This is a genomic window from Hymenobacter sp. UYAg731 (assembly GCF_054061335.1).
The window spans coordinates 63,134-81,320 of the sequence record NZ_JBSSEC010000003.1 but is presented as its reverse complement, the minus strand read 5'-3'; the positions used below and the strand labels follow the sequence as shown (position 1 = coordinate 81,320).

The window sequence follows — 18,187 nt, the reverse complement described above, 5'->3', positions numbered from 1 at the left end:
AGTATGCTTATCCGCGGCCTGCTGCTGGTGCTGGCCCTGCTGAGCCGGCCCGCTGGCGCGCAGCTTCGCCCCAATGCCCTGCGCCAAGTGCTGCGCCCCGATACCACGGGCCTGGGCCGGGTGCTGGCCCGGCCGGGCTTCTATCGTTTGCAGGTGCAGTACACCCGCATCCGGCGCGATGCGGCGGGCGTGGCCCATTTCAAAACCTATGGCTACCGGCTGCGGCCCCGCGCATACTTCTACCCGGCCAGCGCCGTGAAGCTGGCCGCCGCCGCCCTGGCCCTGCAAAAAATGCGCGGCCTGAGCGCGCAATATCCCGGCCTCGGCCCCGATTTGCCGATGCTCACCGATTCGGCCTTCGCGGGGCAGACGCGGGTGCGGCGTGATACCAGCAGCGCCAGCGGCCGGCCCACGCTGGCCAACTACGTGCGCAAGGCGCTCCTCGTGAGCGATAACGACGCCTTCAACCGGCTGTATGAGTTCGTGGGCCCCGAGGAGCTGAACCGGGAGCTGGCCCGCCTGGGCCTGCGCCACAGCCGGCTGCTGCACCGCTTGGCCGTGGGCGACCAGGAGCCCGGCAGCCGGCACACCAACCCCGTCGCGTTCTACGCCGATACCGCCGCCACGCAAGTCATTCTGGCCCGGCCCGCCGGCTACTACGCCGGCCCCTGGCCCCGGCTGGGCCTGCGGGGCGAGCACATCGGCGAAGCCTATATCAACGGAGCGCAAACAGTGGTCGGCCCGCTGGATTTCACGCGGAAAAACGCGTTTTCACTGCCCGACTTGCAGCACCTGCTGCGCCTGATTCTGTTTCCCGAAAGCGAGCCGCCGGCCCGCCGCCTGCGCCTGCTGCCCCAGGACTATGCCCTGCTGCGCGAGGTCCTCTCGCAGCTGCCGCGCCAAAGCCCGCACCCGCGCTACGACGCCGCGCATTACCCCGATACCTACGCCAAATTCCTGCTGGGTGGGGGCGGCATCGCGCCGTTGCCGCCGGGCGTGCGGGTGTTCAATAAAATCGGCCAGGCTTACGGCTTCCTCATCGACAACGCCTACGTGCAGGACGAAAGCAATGGCGTCGAATTCCTGCTCAGCGCGGTGCTCTACGTGAATGCCGACGGCGTGCTGAACGACGATAAATACGAGTACGACCGCATCGGCTTCCCCTTCCTGCGCGACCTGGGCCGCCGCATGTACGAGGCCGAATGCCGCCGCGCGCGCCGTTCCAACTGGTTTAAGAAGTAGAAGAGGTTGTTTCCCGCAGTGTTCGCAGTGGTTAAAACCGCAGTGGGCGCAGTGTTTTGCTAGCCGGACACCGCGCCCACTGCGGTTTTAACCACTGCGAACACTGCGGGAAATAAGTAGAGGTATTCTTGCGTAAACCTGTTTAAAGGAAGCTGGCGGTTAGCTACTTCACCACCAAGCGCACGGCCGCGCCGTTGCCGCGTACCACGTACAGGCCGGGCGCGAGGGCCGCCAGCTCCAGCTGAAGCGCGCCGCGGCCGGCCTGCGTAGCTGTGAGCCGCACCCGGCCAGTCAGGTCGAGCACCTGCACCCGCTGGCCCGCCGCCAGACCCGCCACCGTGACCGTGCCCGCCGCCGGGTTGGGCCACACCTGCAACCGGTCCACCGACCCGACGGCCACGGCCCGCACCGGCGAGAGGCTTTCCGCGCCGTTGTTATCCCGCTGGCGGAGGCGGTAGTACACCGTGGGGCCGGGGTAGGTGGCCAGCGCCGCGTCGTCGAACTGGTAGCTGCGGGGCCTGGTGCTGCTGCCCTGGCCCGGCACCCAGCCCAGGCGGCGGAAGGCCGTGCCATCGGTTGAGGCTTCAATGGCAAAGCCGGCGTTGTTTTTCTCCGAAGCCGTGTGCCAGTCCAGGTGCGCCGTGGGGCCGTGGGCCTCGGCCGTAAAGGCCGTCAGCTCCACGGGCAGGGCACCCGTTAGGGTAATGTCGGCATTATTCACGGCGAAAAACACGTTGTTCAGGGCCTGAATTTTGAAGCGGCCCCTGGTGGTGCTCACGTTGGGGAGCTGCACCGATTGCGCCCCGTCGTTGGGCGTGCTGGCCAGCAGCACGGTGGGGAAGGTCAGGCCCCCATCGGTCGAGAAAAGCACCTGCACGGCGGGGCAGCTCACCGGGGCCTGGTCGGTGCCTAGCACGCTCCAGGTGAGGGCGTAGGAACTCCCGGGAGCCGCCGTGAAGGCCGCGCTGGGGGCCGTCACGGCAAAAGGACCGGCCGAGGCCACGGCCAGGGTCACGTTGGCCCCGGTCACGCCGCTGTGGTTGTCGCGCGCCGTGAGGCGGAAGTTAAGCGTGCGGGCCACCTGGGGCAATATTTCGCCCAGCGAGGCCGTGTTGGCCAGCAGCGACGTTAGGTTCGGAAACGTGCGGGCCGGGCTCGCCACGGGCGCAAAGCTGCGGAATAGTGGCGGGCCGGAGGCATCGGTGGCCGCGCCGGCCAGGCCGCTGGCATTGCCTATGTCCAGCTGCTCCCAGGAGTAGGCGAGGGCGTCGCCGTTGGGGTCGGTGCCGCTGCCGGTGAGGGTGAAGGGGGTGCCCAGCGGAATGGTGTAGGTGTTGCTGGCGGGCACGCTCAGGCTGGGCGGCTGGTTGCCGGTGGCCGTGAAGGTGCCGCAGGCCGCGCTCAGGCTGGGCACGATGGCGCTCAGGCTGCCGGCGTGGAAGTAATTGATGCCCGGCCCCACGTTGTCGGGGGCGCAACGCGAGTCGTACGACATGATGGTATTGCCCGCGCCCGGCTCAAAGGCCAGCGTGAGGCTGCGGTTGCCGCCGCTGCAATTGACTTTGTCGCCATTGAACGTATGCTCCGAGCCGAGCTGGTGGCCCATTTCGTGCGTCATCACCGTCGCCATCAACCCCGCCGAGCTGCCCGTCGAGGCCCCGCTGGCCTTATACTGGTCGAAGCACGTCACATCCACGTAGGCGATGCCCGAGTAGCCGCCGCCGAGGTAGCCCAGCACGTGGCCCAGGTCGTAGTTGCCCGTGCCGATGGCGTTGTCCACCACGGCCTGGTTGTCGTTCGCCAGGCTCACCACGTCGCTGTTGTTGTAAGGGTCAGTGGCGGCGTTAGTAAAAATAAGCTGGTCGGTATTGCCCACCAGCTCCAGGCGCACTGCCAGGTCGCGCTCATACACCGCGTTCAGGGAGTTCACCAGCGTCACCATGCTGGCCAGGGTGGTGGCTACGCTGTTGCCGCCCAGCTGCTGGGTATACTCGCCGGTAGCGGCCAGGGCCAGGCGCAGCACGCGGAGCTGGCTGCCATACGGTGCCGGCGGCGTGGGCGGGGTGCCCCCGGTGGGCCGCCGCGCCCGGCCCGGCACCCGCAGGGCTTGGCAGGCAAACTCCGGCAGCACGTCGGGGTGGCTCTGGTAGCGGTTGGCGGTGCCGGGTGCGGCCTCAATTACGAGGGCGCTGGTGAGGTCCAACACCTGAGCGTGCAGGCCGGCCGGCGAGGTTTCGAGGCGCACCGAGGCGGTGGGCTCGTCCAGCCCGTGCCCGGCATAGGTCTGAATCTGGGGATAGCGGGCGGCCAGCGCCGGGGCCATCACCGGCACTTTGGTGAGGGCGAAGCGGTGCAGCGTGCCATCGGGGTAGGGCAGCTCCAACGTGACGGCGCCGGCGGGTTTGGTTGCGAGCGGGGCGCTGGCCAGGCGGGCGGCCAGCTGCGGGGCATCGAGGGTAAACCAGCGGCCGGTGGTTTTCGGGCCGGCATCGCCGTTGCGGGCGGCCGGTGCCAGGGCCGGGGCCGGCTGCCACAGCGGGGCCGGGGTTTGGGCGCGGCCCGGTTTGGGGCACAGCAACAGGGAGGAAAAAACCAGCGCAAAAGAAACCTTGCCGTATCCGAAATTCATATAGGTCAAGCACAGTCGGGTATTATGCAATAATTGTACAGTGCAAAACCACTATTGCCTTTTGCCCCCGCCAAATGAGGGCTAACGTGGTGCAAAATACAAGTTAGAAAACGAAATGATTCGGTGACTGCATCGCGCAGAAGCCCTTCTGCTCCCAGCGCTACGCAAAAGTGAAGGTGTAGAGCCGTGTTTTTTCTACGCGCCCATCAATGAATTTATATTGTTTATATAAAATACTTATTTGTTGAAAAAAGTCAAAACAGCTTTTTGCTTAGTTCGTTCGGCCCAAGCCAGTGCCTGCATTGGGGTGGCATGCCATACGCGGCGTGCGCCTTACAAAAACCGCGCTTTCAGGGCCGGAGTCGGCAGCATGCAGCTTTCCTGCCGGCCAAACCAGCGGTAGCGGTGCCGGGCCACGAAGCGGTAGGCCGCATCGCGCCAAGTGGCGGGCAGCACCCGGCCCAGTGCCGCCACCCGCCACACACCACCCAGCCCCTCCGCAATGCGCAGCACGGCGGCCGAATGCGAGTACAGCCGCCCGCCGCTGAGCAGCAGCACCGATTCGGGGTCGGCCGCGACGGCGGCCGGTGCCAGGCCGTGGGCCAGCAGCAAGGCCCGGCCGGCCTCACTTTGCAGGGCCGCGAAGCGGAAATAGCCCGCCGGGTCGTGGCGAATGACGAACTGCACGAAACCGTTGCAGAGGTTGCACACGCCGTCGAACAGGATGGTATCGGGAGCGGAATCAGGCATGGATGGCGGCGGAAATTGAGGAGTGGCCCGCTATGCTAAACGGGCCAGCCGGGCCAATGTTAACGCAAACCCGGCACGGCCCGTTAATTAGCGCCTGGCCTACTGCCGGCCCGCCATCCTCCGCTATGAACCAAGCCCTGACGCCCCCACCGCAACGCACGGCTGCCGAACCGCTGGCTCCCGCGCCCGGCCGGCCGGGTTTTTGGGGCGTGCTACGCCGGCCATTCGTACTCGATTTACGGGCGCTGGCGCTGCTGCGCATGGCCACGGCGGCCGTGGTGCTGCTCGATTTAGCCATTCGCAGCACCGACCTGGAGGCGCACTACGCCAACATGGGCGTGCTGCCGCTGGCGGCGCTGCAAGACCATGTGTGGTCGGCCTATCAGTTCTCATTGCACGCGGCCAGTGGGTTGTGGCAGGCGCAGGCGGTGCTGTTTTTGCTGGCGGCGGCACTGGCGGGGGCGCTGCTGCTGGGCTACCACACGCGGCTGGCCACGGTGGCCTCGTGGGTGCTGCTGGTGTCGGTGCAAAACCGCAACCCGCTCATCGGGCAGGGCGGCGATGACCTGCTGCGGATGCTGCTGTTCTGGGGCATGTTTCTGCCCTGGGGCCGGGTGTGGAGCCGGGATGCGTGCGACCGGCCGGCCCCGGCGCGGCTCGACTATTTCAGCGCGGCCACGGTGGCTTACGTGGTGCAAATCGCGCTGCTGTACTGGTGTACTGCGCTGCTCAAAAACGGCACTGAATGGACCCAAACTGGCTCTGCGCTCTACTACGCCTTCAGCCTCGACCAGCTGCTGCTGCCCGGCGGGCGCTTGCTCTACCCGCACCCCGACGTGCTGCGCGGCCTCACCTTCGCTACCTATTACATGGAGCTTCTGCTGCCGTTTGCGCTGTTTTTGCCGGTGGGGGTGAAGTGGTGGCGGCTGCTGGTGGTGGGCGTGCTGTTCGGGTTTCACCTCGGCATCAGCCTCACGCTGTACGTGGGCCTGTTTTTCCTGATAAACATGGCCTCGCTGCCGGGCCTGCTGCCGCCCGGGGCGCTGGACTGGCTCACGGGCCGCACGGCCCGGCACGCGGCGCAGGCCGCCGGCTGGCGCACCCGGCTGCCGGCCTGGCAGCTGCCGTGGCGCCTGCGCCTGGAGCACACCCGCGCGCCCTCGGCCGGGAGCCGGCGGCTGGTGCGCGCCGGGCGCGAAGTCTTCGTGGCCCTGGTGCTGGCCTACGTGTGCTGGTGGAACCTTGATGATGTGGCCGTGCTGCGCCCCACCGGCCGCTTGCTGCCCGCGCCGGTGCGCTGGTTCGGGCTGCTGTTTCGGGTCGACCAGCATTGGGGCATGTTTGCGCCGGTGGTGTTCAAGGACGATGGCTGGTACATCTTCGACGCCACCACCGCCGACAACCGCCATCTCGACCTGAACCGGGCCGGCGCGCCTATCCGCCACACCAAGCCGGCCGCGATAGTGGCGCTGTTCAAAAACGACCGATGGCGCAAATATTCCGAGAATTACCTCTTCGTAAGCAACGCCTGGATGCGGCCCTACTACTGCAACTACCTGCTGCGCATCTGGCACGAAAACCCGGCCCACGCGCCGCTTACTCACCTTTCCATTGTGTATATGAAGGAAGTTTCGCTGCCCGATTACCAAGTGGCAAAGCCCGTGCGTGAGGTGCTGTGCGACTGCGAAACGGAGCTGGGAGAAGAGCTTGGACAGGATTGAAGCATAGTGTCGTGCCGTAAATAGAACGTCATGCTGAGCGCAGTCGAAGCACCTCTACCGCTTCGTTGCTTCAATTATATTACTAGCGCGGTAGAGATGCTTCGACTGCGCTCAGCATGACGTTCTTTCATTCCTCATTCCTCATTCCTCATTAAGCGCAACGTCACGCCCACTGCTTGAGGTACTGGAACACCTCCGGGTGCGTGAGCAGGCCGCCGTGGTGCTGCTGGCTGAATACGGCCGTGCGCACGCTGGCCCCGGCGGGCAGGGCCGCCTCGTCGCCGAAGGTGGCGTGGCCCCGGGCGCTGCCGTGGCCCACCAGCCCATCGCCAAAATACTCGCGCAGGGCCGAGGGCCGGGTGGCCCGTAGCCAGGAGCCCATCAGAATGTGGTACTGCACGCCGGGCAGTGGCGGCACGGGCGTGCGGGGTGGCGTGAGGTCGTTGGCGTGGGCGTCCTGCCAGTCCTCATCCACCAGAATCGAGTAGCGCAGGTCCTTGATGCCGTTGCTGCGCTGGTTGAGGGCCTTGCTGAGGAAGCGCGTGGGAAACAGGTTGATGCGCTCCAGCAGCCGCGCCGTGAAGTGCGAGTTCTGCTCCAGCCACGAGCCATCGTTGGGCGTGCCGATGAGGAAGATGGAGCGCAGATGCGCCAGCCAGGGGGCTTTTTCAGTTAAGAGTGAAGAGTTAGGAGTTAAGAGTTGATTTGGGTCGGGAGTAGTAGCTGATTCATTAGTAACAACTTTTAGCTCTTCACTTTTAACTCCTAACTGACCATAATGCCCTGCCGAGCGGATGATGAGCCCGCCCATGCTGTGGCCCACCAGTACGAGCTCGCCGATGGCGTCGGGGTAGGTTTCGACCAGCTCCGTGAGCAGGCGGTTGAGCTCGCGGCCGTTTTCGGAGAGGTGCAGGCCCGAGTTGAAACGCAGGTAGAGGGCGCGGCTGTGGGTTTCTTCGGCCAGGCGGGGGCCGTAGCGGCGGCTGCCGGCCGGGTCCTGGAAGCCGGTTTGCCAGATGAGTTCGTCGCCCATCAGGCCGTGGACGTAGACCACGGTTTTCTGGTGGGGCTCGCTCAGGCGCAGGTCGGCCACGGGCACGTCCTGCCCGCCGCGCCGGAAACTCATCCGGATGGCGCGCGGGTCGAAGCGGGCCGCCAGCTGGTCGCCGAGGGCCCCGTTGAGCACGGGCAGGAAAAAATGCTGGTGCGCCTGGCCCACGCGCACCACGTAGCTGGCCCCGCGCACGGGCAGCAGGGCGGCCCGCCCCACGGCCCCCAGGGCGCGGCGGAAGCGGGAGGGCGGCTTGGGGTCAGAATCGGGCATGGACGGTCGGAAAGGTGCAGTATTGCCCGAAAGTAGCGCCGCCGCCGGTATTGCGTTGGCCTTCCGCCCGAAATCAACGTACTTTGCACCACCAATCCCAAGTACTACTTCATGAAGCTTTCCATTCGTCCCGCCCTGGCCCTGTTGCTGGGCACCGCCCTGGCGGCCTCGCTCTCGTCCTGCGAATACCACTGGAGCCCCGGCAAAAACCCGCAGTTCAAACACGGTTTCACCAACGCCCCCGGCTGGCACAAATCGGACGTGGACCGCGACAGCATCAACAACCAGCAGCGCGTGGAGCCCGCCACGGGCACCGGCTCGGCCACGGCCATCAAAAAAGGCACCGTGAAAGACAAGCTGGATTCGGCCCCGGCCGGGGCCAGCGCCACCTCGCCACAGGACGCCAGCGGCCAGATGGGTTCGGTAGACCAGGCGCAGGCCAAAAAATAATTCTCCGGCACTTGCCCAAAACGCAAAAAGCCCGCTGCCATGACGGTAGCGGGCTTTTTGTGTTGAAATTGCGGGCGGGCTGTGGCCGGGCTACTCCGGCTTTGGCAATTGGCCGGGCCGGGCGTAGCCAAAGCGCACGGGCGGCAGCACGGCGTGGTAGCCATCGAGGCCCGAAATGGTGGCCGTGCCACCCGCCACTAAGTCGAGGGTACCATCGGGGCGGAGCAGCTCGTCGCGCAAATAAACGTGCTCCACGGTGCCCACCAGCAGCACCGTGCCGTTGCTGATGTGGTGCTCCTCCAGCAGCCGCAGGCCAATGCTGACGGCGCTTTCGGCCACGTAGGGCGCGGGAAATCCGTCGCGGTATTCGGCCGTAAAGCCACAGGCATCAAACTCCGAAACATCATCCGGAAAATTGGCGGAGGTGTAGTGCGCCTGGGCGGCCAGGGCCTCGGGGACGTGGTTGAGGGTGTAGCAGCCGCTGCTTTTGAGGTTGGCGTAGGTGTGGCGCGGCACGGTGGTGGGGCGCGTCACAATGCCCAGCAGGGCCGGGTCGGAGCCCAGGTGCAGGGCCGAGCTGAACACGGCCAGGTTAGTCGCGCCATCGGCGGAGGCCGTGCCCACGAGGTTGGCTGATTTGAAGCCCGGCAAGCCGTTGACGAGGTTGAGGCGGTAGATTTTATCGAAGCCGGCGATGTCGGCGGCAGTGAGGTGGCGCATGTATCTGGGAGCGGGAAATGGGAGCGGGGAGTGAGAAGCAGAGCCAAGACCCGCTCATCCCGTCAAATGTTCAGGCCGTTTTCAGGGGGCAACCGGGGCCGGGGCGCGGTCGAGGCACAGGCGGTTATGCTGGCTATGCAGAACCAGCGCGAAAATGAACAGACCATAAAGCATCTGGGTGCCCACCGTGTCCCACTGTTCCAGCAGGCTGCTGCCGAAAACCAGGCTCGTCATCAGCAACATAGCGGCGGCCAGCGCCGGGCGTGTGAACAGGCCCAGCAGCAATAGCAGCCCGATGGCACCTTCCGCGAAAGGCAGCACGGTGGCGAACAGCTCCACCAGCGGCGCGGGCAGCGGCGTGGCCGCAAATTGCTTCAGCAAGCCCGCTTTGAAGCCGGCCAGCTTGGGCAAACGCACCAGAAAGTGGGTCAGAAAATTCACGCCCAGCAGCAGGCGGCCCAGCACGAAGGCCAGTTCAGGATTAGTCAGTTTAAGCATAGTTTTCCATACGATGTGGGCGGCTGGTGGGTGTACTGTGAACTCTGCGAGTCCGCACATGATAAGAGTCTTACGACCTTCGTTCACGCGCAGACGCGCAGAGTCCGCGCTACGTTACCGCTCCAGCTTGAAGCCGGGTTCCCGCGCCGGCGGGGCGGTGCGGTTGGCCACGGCCCAGCCGGTGAGGTACATCCAGGTGGTCATGCGCGTGAGCTTGGCATAGTCGATGCGGCTGGCCTCGTCGCGCGGCGTATGGTAGTCCACGTGCAACAGCGAGGTGTACATGATGGCCGGGATGCCCAGGCGGGCGTAGGGCAGGTGGTCGGAGCGGAAGTACCAGCCTTCGGGGTGCGTGGGCTTGTCCCACTCGGTATCGAGCTTGAATTTGGGGCCGGCCTGGTTGGCGGCCAGCGCGGTTTTCACGAGGTCGGAGGAGTTCATGTGCGGCGGCGTCGAGCCTAGCAGAGCGGCGCTGTCGGCCACGTTGCGGCCCATCATTTCGGCGTTCAGCACGGCCACGATGGAAGACTGCGGCACCGTGGGATGGGCCGAAAAGTACGTCGAGCCAATCAGGCCGCGCTCCTCCGAGCCCTGGTACACAAACAGCGCCGAGCGCCGCCCCGGCTGCTGCTTAAAGGCGCGCATGATGGCCAGCAGGGCCGCGCAGCCGGTGGCATTGTCATCGGCCCCGTTATAAATTGAGTCGCCGGCGATGGGCGCACGCACGCCATCGTGGTCCTGGTGGGTGCTGAACAGGACGTATTCTTTTTTCAATTGGGCATCGGTGCCGGGCATTTTGGCCACGATGTTGACGGACGGGTATTGGAAGCTCTCCACTTTCAGCTCGGTGCTGAACTGCTGGCCGGCCTGCTGCACCCAGCTGGCGGCGCTGGCGGGCAGCCACACCACGGGCGGCGTGCTCACTACTTTGGTGCTGGCCGCGCCGGGCAGGCTGTAGCGCCCGCGCTCATAAATGTGGCTCCAATGGTCGTAAAGGGCCTGCGAAGGCGCATCCGATACAAACACCACGGCCACCGCACCGGCCTTCACCAGTTCGCCGGCCTGTCCGGCAAACTTGCCAAACACGTAGCGCCGGTAGCTAATGCCGTCCGTCGGCGCACCGGCAATCTGCACGGCCACGGCCTTGCCCTTGATGTCAACTTTGGCCAGCTCTGCCGCCGAGCCGGTGCCCACGTACACCAGCGGCGCGTTGATGCTGGCATTGGTGGGAGCCACTACCGCGCCATCCTCGTTCAGCTTAATCTCGTGGGTGCCAATGCGAAGCGTGCTGCTCTTCCCCAAGCGGGTGCGTTGCAGGTTGAACCACTGGAAGTAGGTGCCGTCGTCGCCGGCGGGCAGCATGCCGGTGGCCCGAATCTGGTCGGCAAGCCACACGCTGGCTTTCAACTCATCGAGCGTACCGCCCTCCCGGCCCCGAAAATGGTCATTGGCCAGCGCAAACAGGTCGCGCTTGATGTCGCTTTCGCGGATGGCGCTTTCGGCGTTGGGGGCTTTCGGCGTTGGTTTTTTCTGAGCAGCGGCGGCTAACGGGGCGGCTAGCGCCAGGCTGGCCAGCAACAGGCGGGCGGCACGGGAAGGGATTTTTATCATGAGTAGCAGGAAAAAGAAGAATTTTTTGCAAGGTCGGCAACAGAAGTATCGGCGCAATGAAAAGTTTGCAGCCCGCCCGACTATCCGGCGCTCACGCTCACTTAGTGGCCGGCTCCACAGGCCGCAGGTACCGGTCGAGCCACTCCAGCCACAGGCGGTTCCACTCGGCGCTGCGCACGGGGTCGGACGGGACGTGGGCCGCGATGGGGAAGGCCACGAAACGCACCGGTACGTGGTGGTCTTGCAGGGCGTGGTAGAGCTTGTAGGAATTGGCAATGGGCACTCGAAAGTCGCCCACGTTGTGCAGAATGAGGGTGGGCGTGCGCCAGCGCGTGGCCCGCGAAATGGGCGACTGCGCCTGGTAGTGCGCCAGGTTCTCGGCGCTGAGCCAGGGCGAGGGGCCGTAGTGCCCGGCATTGGCAATGTTGTTGTCGCTCAGGTTGTAGCTGTCCAGCAAATCAACCACCGAGGCCGCCGCCACCGCGCAGCACCAACGGCGCGACTCGCCCATGAGCCACGCCGTCATAAAGCCGCCGTAGCTGGCCCCCGACAGTGCAATGCGGCTGGTATCGACCCAGCCGCGCCGTTCCAGCGCGGCGATGCCGGCCAGCACATCGCACCCCGGCCCGGCCCCCGCATCATCCCGAATAGCCCGCTGAAAGGCGTAGCCCAAGTTGTCGCTGCCCCGGTAATTAGGCTGGAACACCACGTAGCCGTGCGCCGACACCGCCTGCCCCAGCCCATAAAATGCCGCCCGGGAGGCATTCGACGGCCCGCCGTGCATCATCAGCACCAGCGGGTATTTTTGAGCAGGGTCGAAGCCGGGCGGGTAGGTGAGGATGCCATCAGGGCGCAGGTTGTCCGACTGCCATTCCACGGCTTCCATGCGGCCCAGGGCCAGGGCGGCGGTTTCATGGTTGAAATCGGTGAGGCGGCGCGGGGCGGCCGTGGGCGTGGGCAGGTAGTATAGCTCGGCCGGGCGGCCCGGCTCGTTGGCGGTGATAGCCACGGCATTGCGGCGGCCCACCGCCATTTCCACCCAGTAGCTGCCATTCGGCGACACCACGCCCAGCGGCAGCTTGCGGCTGCGCCCGTTCAGCTCCTGCTGCCAGATGGAAACCGTGGCCCCGTCGTTGCCACCCACCAGCAGGCTTTTGCTATCCGGGCTCCAGATGGCCCGTTGCAGGTTGCGGTCGAGGACGCGGCAGAGGTGGCGCACCGGGCCACCAGCCGCGGGCACTACGTCAAATTCCAACGACTCAAAATAGGGCGGCTCCCGGGGCGTCTGGTAGCTCAGCCAGCGGCCGTCGGGCGAGTAGGCCGGCAAATCGACGCGGTGCGGGGAGCCGGGCAGCTCGCGTGCCGTGCCGGTGGCCACGTCCAGCGTGTAAATGGCGCTTTCCGGGTCGCCGGTCTGGGCACTGGGGCGCAGCACGCACGCCAGCGTGCGGCCGTCGGGAGCCCAGGCGAAGGGGGCCGAGGAGTCATCGGGCAAACTCAGCGGGCCGCTGGTGAGGCGGCGGGCGGGCTGCCCATCATTGGCCGAAACCAGCCACAGGTGGTCGGGCGCGGGCGGAGCCGTGAGGGTGGCGCTGCTGTTGCCCACCTCGAAGCTGTCGTTGCCCCGGGCCACTTCGGCCGCATTGGCCGGCGCATCAGCGGCCGAGTAGGCGAGGGCCGTGCCATCGGGATTCCAGCTGTAAAGCTGCACGTTGGCCACGGCCGTGGTGAGCTGGCGGGCTTCTCCGGAGGCCAGGTTCTGCACGAATAGCTGGGTGTGCGCGTCCTTGCCGGTGCTGGTGCGCGCCAGAAAAGCCAGCCGGTCGCCGGTGGGCGACCAGCGCGGCTGCTTCACCGTGGGCCGGTCGGCTACGAGTAGGCGCTGCCGGCCGGTGGCCACGTCCACCAGCACTACCTCGGCATCGTGGCGGTTGGTAGCGAGGTTGGGCCGCGCTACTGTTACCAGAATGCTTTTGCCATCGGGTGAAAGCTGCGGGTCGCCCACATTCACCAGCCGGCTGATATCGGCCAGCTCGAAGCGGCGCTGGGCATGGCCGAAGCCGGGCTGGAGCAGCAGCAGCGGCAGCAGCCAGAGAAACTTGGGAACTGGGAGCCGTTGAAGCAGAAGACTTTTCATGGACGCATTAGACTAATAAAAAACGTCATGCTGAGCAGAGGCGAAGCATCTCTATCGCAATAGTAAACCGAATGGATTACTTGCTGCGGTAGAGATGCTTCGACTGCGCTCAGCATGACGTTCCTCTTGTTCCTCGTTCCGCTATTGCACCGCGTTGCGCGGGTCGGCGTGGGGCTTCATCTCGTAGTCGTGGGGCGGCTGTTCACCGGCCAGGTTCTGCACGAAATAGTCCCAGCGACGGCGCATCATGTAGGGCGAGTAAGCGCCGTAGCCGTGCTGGGCGTTCGGAAATACCACTAGGTCGTAGCTCTTGTTGGCTTTGGTGAGGGCCTCTACTACCAGCATGGTGTTGTAGGGCGGCACGTTGTTGTCCATCAGGCCGTGGGCCAGCATCAGCTTGCCTTTGAGGTTTTTAGCGAAGGTGGCGTTGGCCTGGTTATCGTAGCTGGTGGTGCCGTCGGCGTTGGTTTTCAGCAGGCCGATGTAGCGCTCTGCCCAGTCGTCCTCGTAGTTGCGGTTTTCGTGGTTGCCCGATTCCGAGATGCCGACTTTGAAGAAATCCGGGTAGCGGAACATGGCCGCCGCCGTGGCGTAGCCGCCGCCCGAGTGCCCCCAGATACCGGCCCGGTTCAGGTCGATGTACGGATACTTCTGCGCCAGCTGGCGCATGCCGGTCACCTGGTCCGAGAGCGTGTTTTCGGCCATGTTGCCGTAGCAGGCATCGTGGTAGCTCTTGGACCGCAGCGGGTTGCAGCTGCCTTCGATGACGACCACCACGAAGCCCAGCTCAGCCAGCGCCTGGTGGTCGTTCCGCGCCGAGGCAAACGACCAGCTGCCCACGCCGCCGCCCTGCGGCCCCGGGTAGATGTAGTTGATAATCGGGTACTTCCTGTTGGGGTCCAGGTTCGTGGGCGTGAACATCAGGCCGTACAGGTCAATCTGGCCATCCTGGGCTTTCACCGTGATAGGCGTGGGAGCCTTCCAGCCGGTAGCGGTGAGGCGGGAAATATCGGTTTTCTCCAGCGTCTCCAGCAGCTTGCCATCGGCCCCGCGCAACACGGTCACGCCGGGCCGGTCGGGCTGCGAGTATGTATCGACGAAATATTTGCCCGAAGGGGAAAGCATAACCTGGTGGTTGCCAGCCTCCGGCGTGAGCAGCGTGAGGTTTTTGCCATCCAGCCCCACGCGGTAGAGATGGGTGAAATACGGGTTGCCCGGCTCGCGGCCATCGGCCAGAAAGTAGAGCTGGCGCTTTGTCTCATCCACTTTCAGCAGCTGCGTCACCACAAAGTTGCCCTTGGTAATCTGGTTCTTTACCTTGCCGCTGCCAGCATCGTAGAGGTAAAGGTGGCCCCAGTTGTCGCGCTCCGAATACCAGACAACTTCCTTCGTTTTGGGTAGGTAGTGCCAGTTGATATCGCCCTGGCCCGATTCGTACTGCGTGGCTACGGTTTCCGAAAACACGTCGCGCACCGCGCCGGTAGCGGCATCGGCCACCCGCATTTTTTCCTCCTTGTGGTCGCGTGAGGTCGACACGAAGGCCAGCTCGCGGCCATCGGCGCTCCAGTCCACATCATCAAAGGTGCCGCTGCTCGAAATGTCATCCGAGAGCGAGCCCCGGTGCGGGTCGGGGGCCATCTGGAAGCGCACCACTTTCGGGCTGTTTACTTCGATGACTACCCGCTCGATGGTGGCAATGTCCTTATCACCGGGCAGCGGGTATTTCCAGGATTTGAGGGTGGGATGGCCCACGTTGGTGTTCACCAAATACATATCGCCCACGGCGCGCTGGTCCTGCCGGAAGGTGGCGATTTTGCGCGAGTCCGGCGACCAGCGCAGCACCGGCTTGTCGCTGGTGGTCCAGCCGGCGTTGTCGGTGGCGTAGCCGTAATCCTTGGCCCCGTCGGTGGTGAGCTGGGTGCTTTGGTTGGTTTTGGTGTCGCGCACCCACAGGTTGTAGTCCTTGATGTAAGCGGCCAGCTTGCCATCGGGCGACTCGATTTCGTTCTCAGCGTTGGGGCTCGGTTTGGCGGCGGGGGCGGCGTCGGGGCTCAGCTGCCCGCTGGCCACGTCGTATTTCCAGCTTTTGCCACTGGCCGCGAAGGAAATGGTCTTTTCATCGGGCGAAAACGTGAGCGTGCGAAACGGCAGCCGGGCCGCCTCGTAGGTTTTGCCGGTGGCCGTGGATAGCGCGGCAGCCAGCTTGGCCTGGTCGAAGGCGGCCATGCGGGTCTTGCGGGCGGGGTCCACGAGGACGAACTCGCTGCCCTGCGCCGTGAGCACGCGGTACCAGAACCGGTCGCCCGCGAGCCAGTTGGGCTGGCCGGCGCTGTGGTCCACCAGCGGCTGGGTGTTGTAGCTCAGGAAGCGCTCGGCGCGGGCGTAGTCCTCGGCCGTGAGAACGGGCAACTGCTGGGCCGAGGCGGCGGCGGAAACGAAAAAGGTCGCGGCCGCGAGCAGGGCCGGTACGTACTTATGCATAGGCTTTAGAAGGAGCAGGCTAAAGAGTGGTATGATTGGGCGCGAAAGGTCGGCGGGTGGCCCGGTTAGGTTGCGTTGATTTCAGCTAATGCTGGCTGTAGTGAATTGAAGCCGTTCTCAGATTTGATGTGTAGGGGACCCGCCCGTCGTCTGCGCCGCTTCCGCGATTATGTTCAACGATAGGCGGGGACAAGCCCCGCACCCTACTTTTCAATGGTAAAAAGAAAGCCCCAATAACGGGGCTTTCCTGGAATTAACAATTGCCAACGAACGGCTATTTGCCCTTCGCCGCCGCCGGCTTGGCTTTGCCAACCGGCTTTTTGGTCAGAGCCGGGTTGCTGGTTTTGGCCCCCGCCAGCGGGAAGTTGCGCTGCTTCATGAGCGCGTCAATCTTGGGGTCGCGGCCCCGGAAGGCGCGGTAACCGGCGGCGGGGTCCACGGTGTTGCCCACGGTGAAGACGTTTTTGCGCAGGCGGGCGGCCACGGCCTTGTCGTAGGGCCCGCCGGCCTCGGTGAAAGCGCTGAAGGCATCGGCTGCCAGCACCACCGACCAGAGGTAGGAATAATAGCCCGCCGAGTAGCCGTCGGAGGAGAAAACGTGCGAGAATTGCGGCGTGCGGTGGCGCATCACCAGCTCGGAGGGCATGCCCATTTCGGCCAGGGTTTCGCGCTCAAACTTATCGGGGTCAATTTTTTGCGCGCCGGCCAAATGCAGCTTCATGTCGATGAGGGCGCTGGCCAGAAACTCGGTGGTGGCGAAGCCTTCGTTGAACGAGTTGGCCTTGTTGATGCGGTCTACCAGCACCTTCGGAATGGGCTGGCCAGTCTGGTAGTGCAGCGCAAATCGGTTGAGCACCTCGGGCGTAGCCAGCCAGTTTTCCAGCAGCTGCGAGGGGAATTCCACGTAGTCGCGCACTACGCTGGTGCCCGAAAGCGAGGGGTAAGTCACGTTGCTCGACAGCCCGTGCAGGGCGTGGCCGAACTCGTGAAACAGCGTGGTCGCGTCGGTCCAGGAAATGAGCACCGGCTCGCCGTCTTTGCCCTTCACGAAGTTGGAATTGTTGGACACGATGGTGGTCACCGGCTTGTCCAGGCGCTCCTGGTTGCGGTAGGCATTCATCCACGCGCCCGAGTTTTTGCCGGGCCGGGCGTAGGGGTCGAAGTACCAGAGGCCCACCTGTTTGCCGGTAGTTTTGTCGTTCACCTGCCACACCTTCACGTCGGGGTGGTACACGGGCACATCGGTCACGGGCACGAAGGCGAAGTTGAACAGCTCGCCGGCCACCCAGAACATGCCTTCGCGCATCTTATCCAATTGCAGGTACTGCTTTACCTCGTTCTGGTCGAGGTCGTAACGGGCCTTGCGCACCTTCTCGGCGTAGTAGCGGTAGTCCCAGGGCTCAATTTTGAAGCTGGTGGGAGCACCTTCCTTTTTGGCCAGGGCCAGCATATCGGCCACTTCCTCGTGCTCGCGGGCCACGGCGGGCTTCCACACCTGCTCCATCAGCTGCATGGCGGCTTCCGGCGTTTTGGCCATCGTGTTGTCGAGGCGCAGGTGAGCGTGGGTGGCATAGCCCAGCAGCTTGGCGCGCTCGGCCCGCAACTGCAAAATCTGGGTGATGAGGGCGTTGTTGTCGTGCGCGCCGCCGTTGTCGCCCCGGTTCGTGAACATGCGCCAGGCCTTCTCGCGCAGCCCGCGCTGGTCCGAGTAGGTCAGGAACGGGTCGATGCTGGAACGGGTGTTGGTAATCACGCCCGCCGCCACGATTTTGCGGCTGCCGGCCGTGGTTTTAGCCGCGTCGCGCAGCGAGGCCGGCAGCCCGCCCAGGTCCTGGTCGGTTTTCAGCACCAGCACCGAATCGGCCTCGTCGGCCAGCACGTTCTGCGAAAAGTTGGTGAACAGCCCCGCCAGCTGCTGGTTGATTTGCGAGAGCCGGGCCTTGGCTGGGGCATCGAGCTTAGCACCCGCCCGCACAAACTGCTTGTAATCAACCTCCACCAGCCGCTGCTGCTCCGCCGTCAGCTTCCTGGTTTCGGGCGATTGATATAATGCCTCAATGCGCTTGAACAGCGCCGCGTTCTGCGTAATCTGGTCGCTGAACGCCGCCAGCTTCGGGGCCATTTCCGTTTCCACGGCGCTGAAGGCTTTGTCGTTCAGGGTGCTGCTCCACACGCCGTAAGCGGCCTGCACGCGGTCGAGGGTGCGGCCGCTGCGCTCCATGGCCGCGATGGTGTTTTCGAACGTGGGCGCGGCTGGGTTGGTGGCAATGGCGTTGATTTCGGCCAGGTTTTCGGCCATCGCCGCTTCCAGCGCGGGCTTGAAATCGGCTACCTGAATTTTATCAAAAGCCGGCACGCTGCCGTGGGCCCCGCCCCAGGGCTGGAGCAGCGGGGCCTGGCCGGCGCGGACGATAACCGACGTAGCGGGAGCGGGGTTTTGGGCCATGCCAGGGGTGGGAAGTAGGGTGAAAGCCAGGCCGAGGCCGGCCAGAAAACCAGTCAGCCGGTGGCGGGAATTGAAGTGCGACATCAAGGATGAGATTCGGAGAGTACGAAAGATGGGGCAAGGTAACAGTTTGGGGCACGGGGTGTCGGTACCGTCATCCTTCGCGAGCTCAGGATGA

12 protein-coding genes are annotated in these 18,187 nt (G+C 64.8%); 3 read left to right on the top strand and 9 right to left on the bottom strand.

Going from position 1 to position 18,187, the window contains the following annotated elements; genetic code table 11:
* Positions 1-3 precede the first annotated feature (3 nt).
* The gene (locus tag ACVWYF_RS08520; protein ID WP_457066621.1) at positions 4-1,242 is read left to right on the top strand and encodes a serine hydrolase; all 1,239 of its coding nucleotides are present in this window, start codon (positions 4-6) and stop codon (positions 1,240-1,242) included.
* Between the two features lie 163 nt (positions 1,243-1,405).
* On the opposite strand, the gene ACVWYF_RS08515 is transcribed toward ACVWYF_RS08520, so the two are convergent.
* A complete protein-coding gene (locus ACVWYF_RS08515; RefSeq protein WP_457066619.1) occupies positions 1,406-3,871 on the bottom strand; it encodes a reprolysin-like metallopeptidase in 2,466 nt (821 codons plus the stop codon).
* A gap of 333 nt (positions 3,872-4,204) precedes the next feature.
* On the bottom strand, positions 4,205-4,621 hold the full coding sequence (locus tag ACVWYF_RS08510; RefSeq protein WP_457066617.1) for a thiol-disulfide oxidoreductase DCC family protein: 417 nt from the start codon (positions 4,619-4,621) through the stop codon (positions 4,205-4,207).
* Between the two features lie 125 nt (positions 4,622-4,746).
* Between ACVWYF_RS08510 and ACVWYF_RS08505 the strand changes: the two genes are divergently transcribed.
* Positions 4,747-6,342: a hypothetical protein gene (locus ACVWYF_RS08505; protein WP_457066615.1), complete on the top strand. Its 1,596-nt coding sequence runs from the start codon at positions 4,747-4,749 to the stop codon at positions 6,340-6,342.
* A 163-nt stretch (positions 6,343-6,505) separates the two neighbouring features.
* On the opposite strand, the gene ACVWYF_RS08500 is transcribed toward ACVWYF_RS08505, so the two are convergent.
* Positions 6,506-7,666, bottom strand: a complete 1,161-nt coding sequence (locus ACVWYF_RS08500) for an esterase/lipase family protein (protein ID WP_457066613.1) — start codon at positions 7,664-7,666, stop codon at positions 6,506-6,508.
* Positions 7,667-7,777: 111 nt separating this feature from the next.
* Here ACVWYF_RS08500 and ACVWYF_RS08495 point away from each other — a divergent pair, with 111 nt between their 5' ends.
* Positions 7,778-8,116, top strand: coding sequence for a hypothetical protein (locus ACVWYF_RS08495; protein WP_457066611.1), 339 nt, complete (start codon positions 7,778-7,780; stop codon positions 8,114-8,116).
* A 90-nt stretch (positions 8,117-8,206) separates the two neighbouring features.
* On the opposite strand, the gene ACVWYF_RS08490 is transcribed toward ACVWYF_RS08495, so the two are convergent.
* From ACVWYF_RS08490 to ACVWYF_RS08465, 6 genes are all read right to left on the bottom strand, one after another.
* Entirely contained in the window at positions 8,207-8,836 is a 630-nt protein-coding gene (locus ACVWYF_RS08490) for a flavin reductase family protein (RefSeq protein ID WP_457066609.1), read from the bottom strand.
* 81 nt (positions 8,837-8,917) lie between these two features.
* Positions 8,918-9,334 (bottom strand): DoxX family membrane protein, encoded by a 417-nt coding sequence (locus ACVWYF_RS08485; protein WP_457066607.1) that lies wholly within the window; start codon positions 9,332-9,334, stop codon positions 8,918-8,920.
* A 114-nt stretch (positions 9,335-9,448) separates the two neighbouring features.
* On the bottom strand, positions 9,449-10,945 hold the full coding sequence (locus ACVWYF_RS08480; protein ID WP_457066605.1) for a M28 family peptidase: 1,497 nt from the start codon (positions 10,943-10,945) through the stop codon (positions 9,449-9,451).
* Positions 10,946-11,042: 97 nt separating this feature from the next.
* Complete coding sequence (locus tag ACVWYF_RS08475; RefSeq protein ID WP_457066603.1) at positions 11,043-13,082, bottom strand: S9 family peptidase; 2,040 nt, start codon at positions 13,080-13,082, stop codon at positions 11,043-11,045.
* 141 nt (positions 13,083-13,223) lie between these two features.
* Complete coding sequence (locus ACVWYF_RS08470) at positions 13,224-15,563, bottom strand: DPP IV N-terminal domain-containing protein (RefSeq protein WP_457066601.1); 2,340 nt, start codon at positions 15,561-15,563, stop codon at positions 13,224-13,226.
* 274 nt (positions 15,564-15,837) lie between these two features.
* A complete protein-coding gene (locus tag ACVWYF_RS08465; protein ID WP_457066599.1) occupies positions 15,838-18,093 on the bottom strand; it encodes a M3 family metallopeptidase in 2,256 nt (751 codons plus the stop codon).
* Positions 18,094-18,187 lie beyond the last annotated feature (94 nt).

Coding starts and splice junctions, on each gene's coding strand:
- ACVWYF_RS08490 (WP_457066609.1), bottom strand. CDS start 8,836: ATGCGCCACCTCACTGCCGCCGACATCGCCGGCTTCGATAAAATCTAC.
- ACVWYF_RS08520 (WP_457066621.1), top strand. CDS start 4: ATGCTTATCCGCGGCCTGCTGCTGGTGCTGGCCCTGCTGAGCCGGCCC.
- ACVWYF_RS08495 (WP_457066611.1), top strand. CDS start 7,778: ATGAAGCTTTCCATTCGTCCCGCCCTGGCCCTGTTGCTGGGCACCGCC.
- ACVWYF_RS08470 (WP_457066601.1), bottom strand. CDS start 15,563: ATGCATAAGTACGTACCGGCCCTGCTCGCGGCCGCGACCTTTTTCGTT.
- ACVWYF_RS08475 (WP_457066603.1), bottom strand. CDS start 13,082: ATGAAAAGTCTTCTGCTTCAACGGCTCCCAGTTCCCAAGTTTCTCTGG.
- ACVWYF_RS08485 (WP_457066607.1), bottom strand. CDS start 9,334: ATGCTTAAACTGACTAATCCTGAACTGGCCTTCGTGCTGGGCCGCCTG.
- ACVWYF_RS08500 (WP_457066613.1), bottom strand. CDS start 7,666: ATGCCCGATTCTGACCCCAAGCCGCCCTCCCGCTTCCGCCGCGCCCTG.
- ACVWYF_RS08510 (WP_457066617.1), bottom strand. CDS start 4,621: ATGCCTGATTCCGCTCCCGATACCATCCTGTTCGACGGCGTGTGCAAC.
- ACVWYF_RS08515 (WP_457066619.1), bottom strand. CDS start 3,871: ATGAATTTCGGATACGGCAAGGTTTCTTTTGCGCTGGTTTTTTCCTCC.
- ACVWYF_RS08480 (WP_457066605.1), bottom strand. CDS start 10,945: ATGATAAAAATCCCTTCCCGTGCCGCCCGCCTGTTGCTGGCCAGCCTG.
- ACVWYF_RS08465 (WP_457066599.1), bottom strand. CDS start 18,093: ATGTCGCACTTCAATTCCCGCCACCGGCTGACTGGTTTTCTGGCCGGC.
- ACVWYF_RS08505 (WP_457066615.1), top strand. CDS start 4,747: ATGAACCAAGCCCTGACGCCCCCACCGCAACGCACGGCTGCCGAACCG.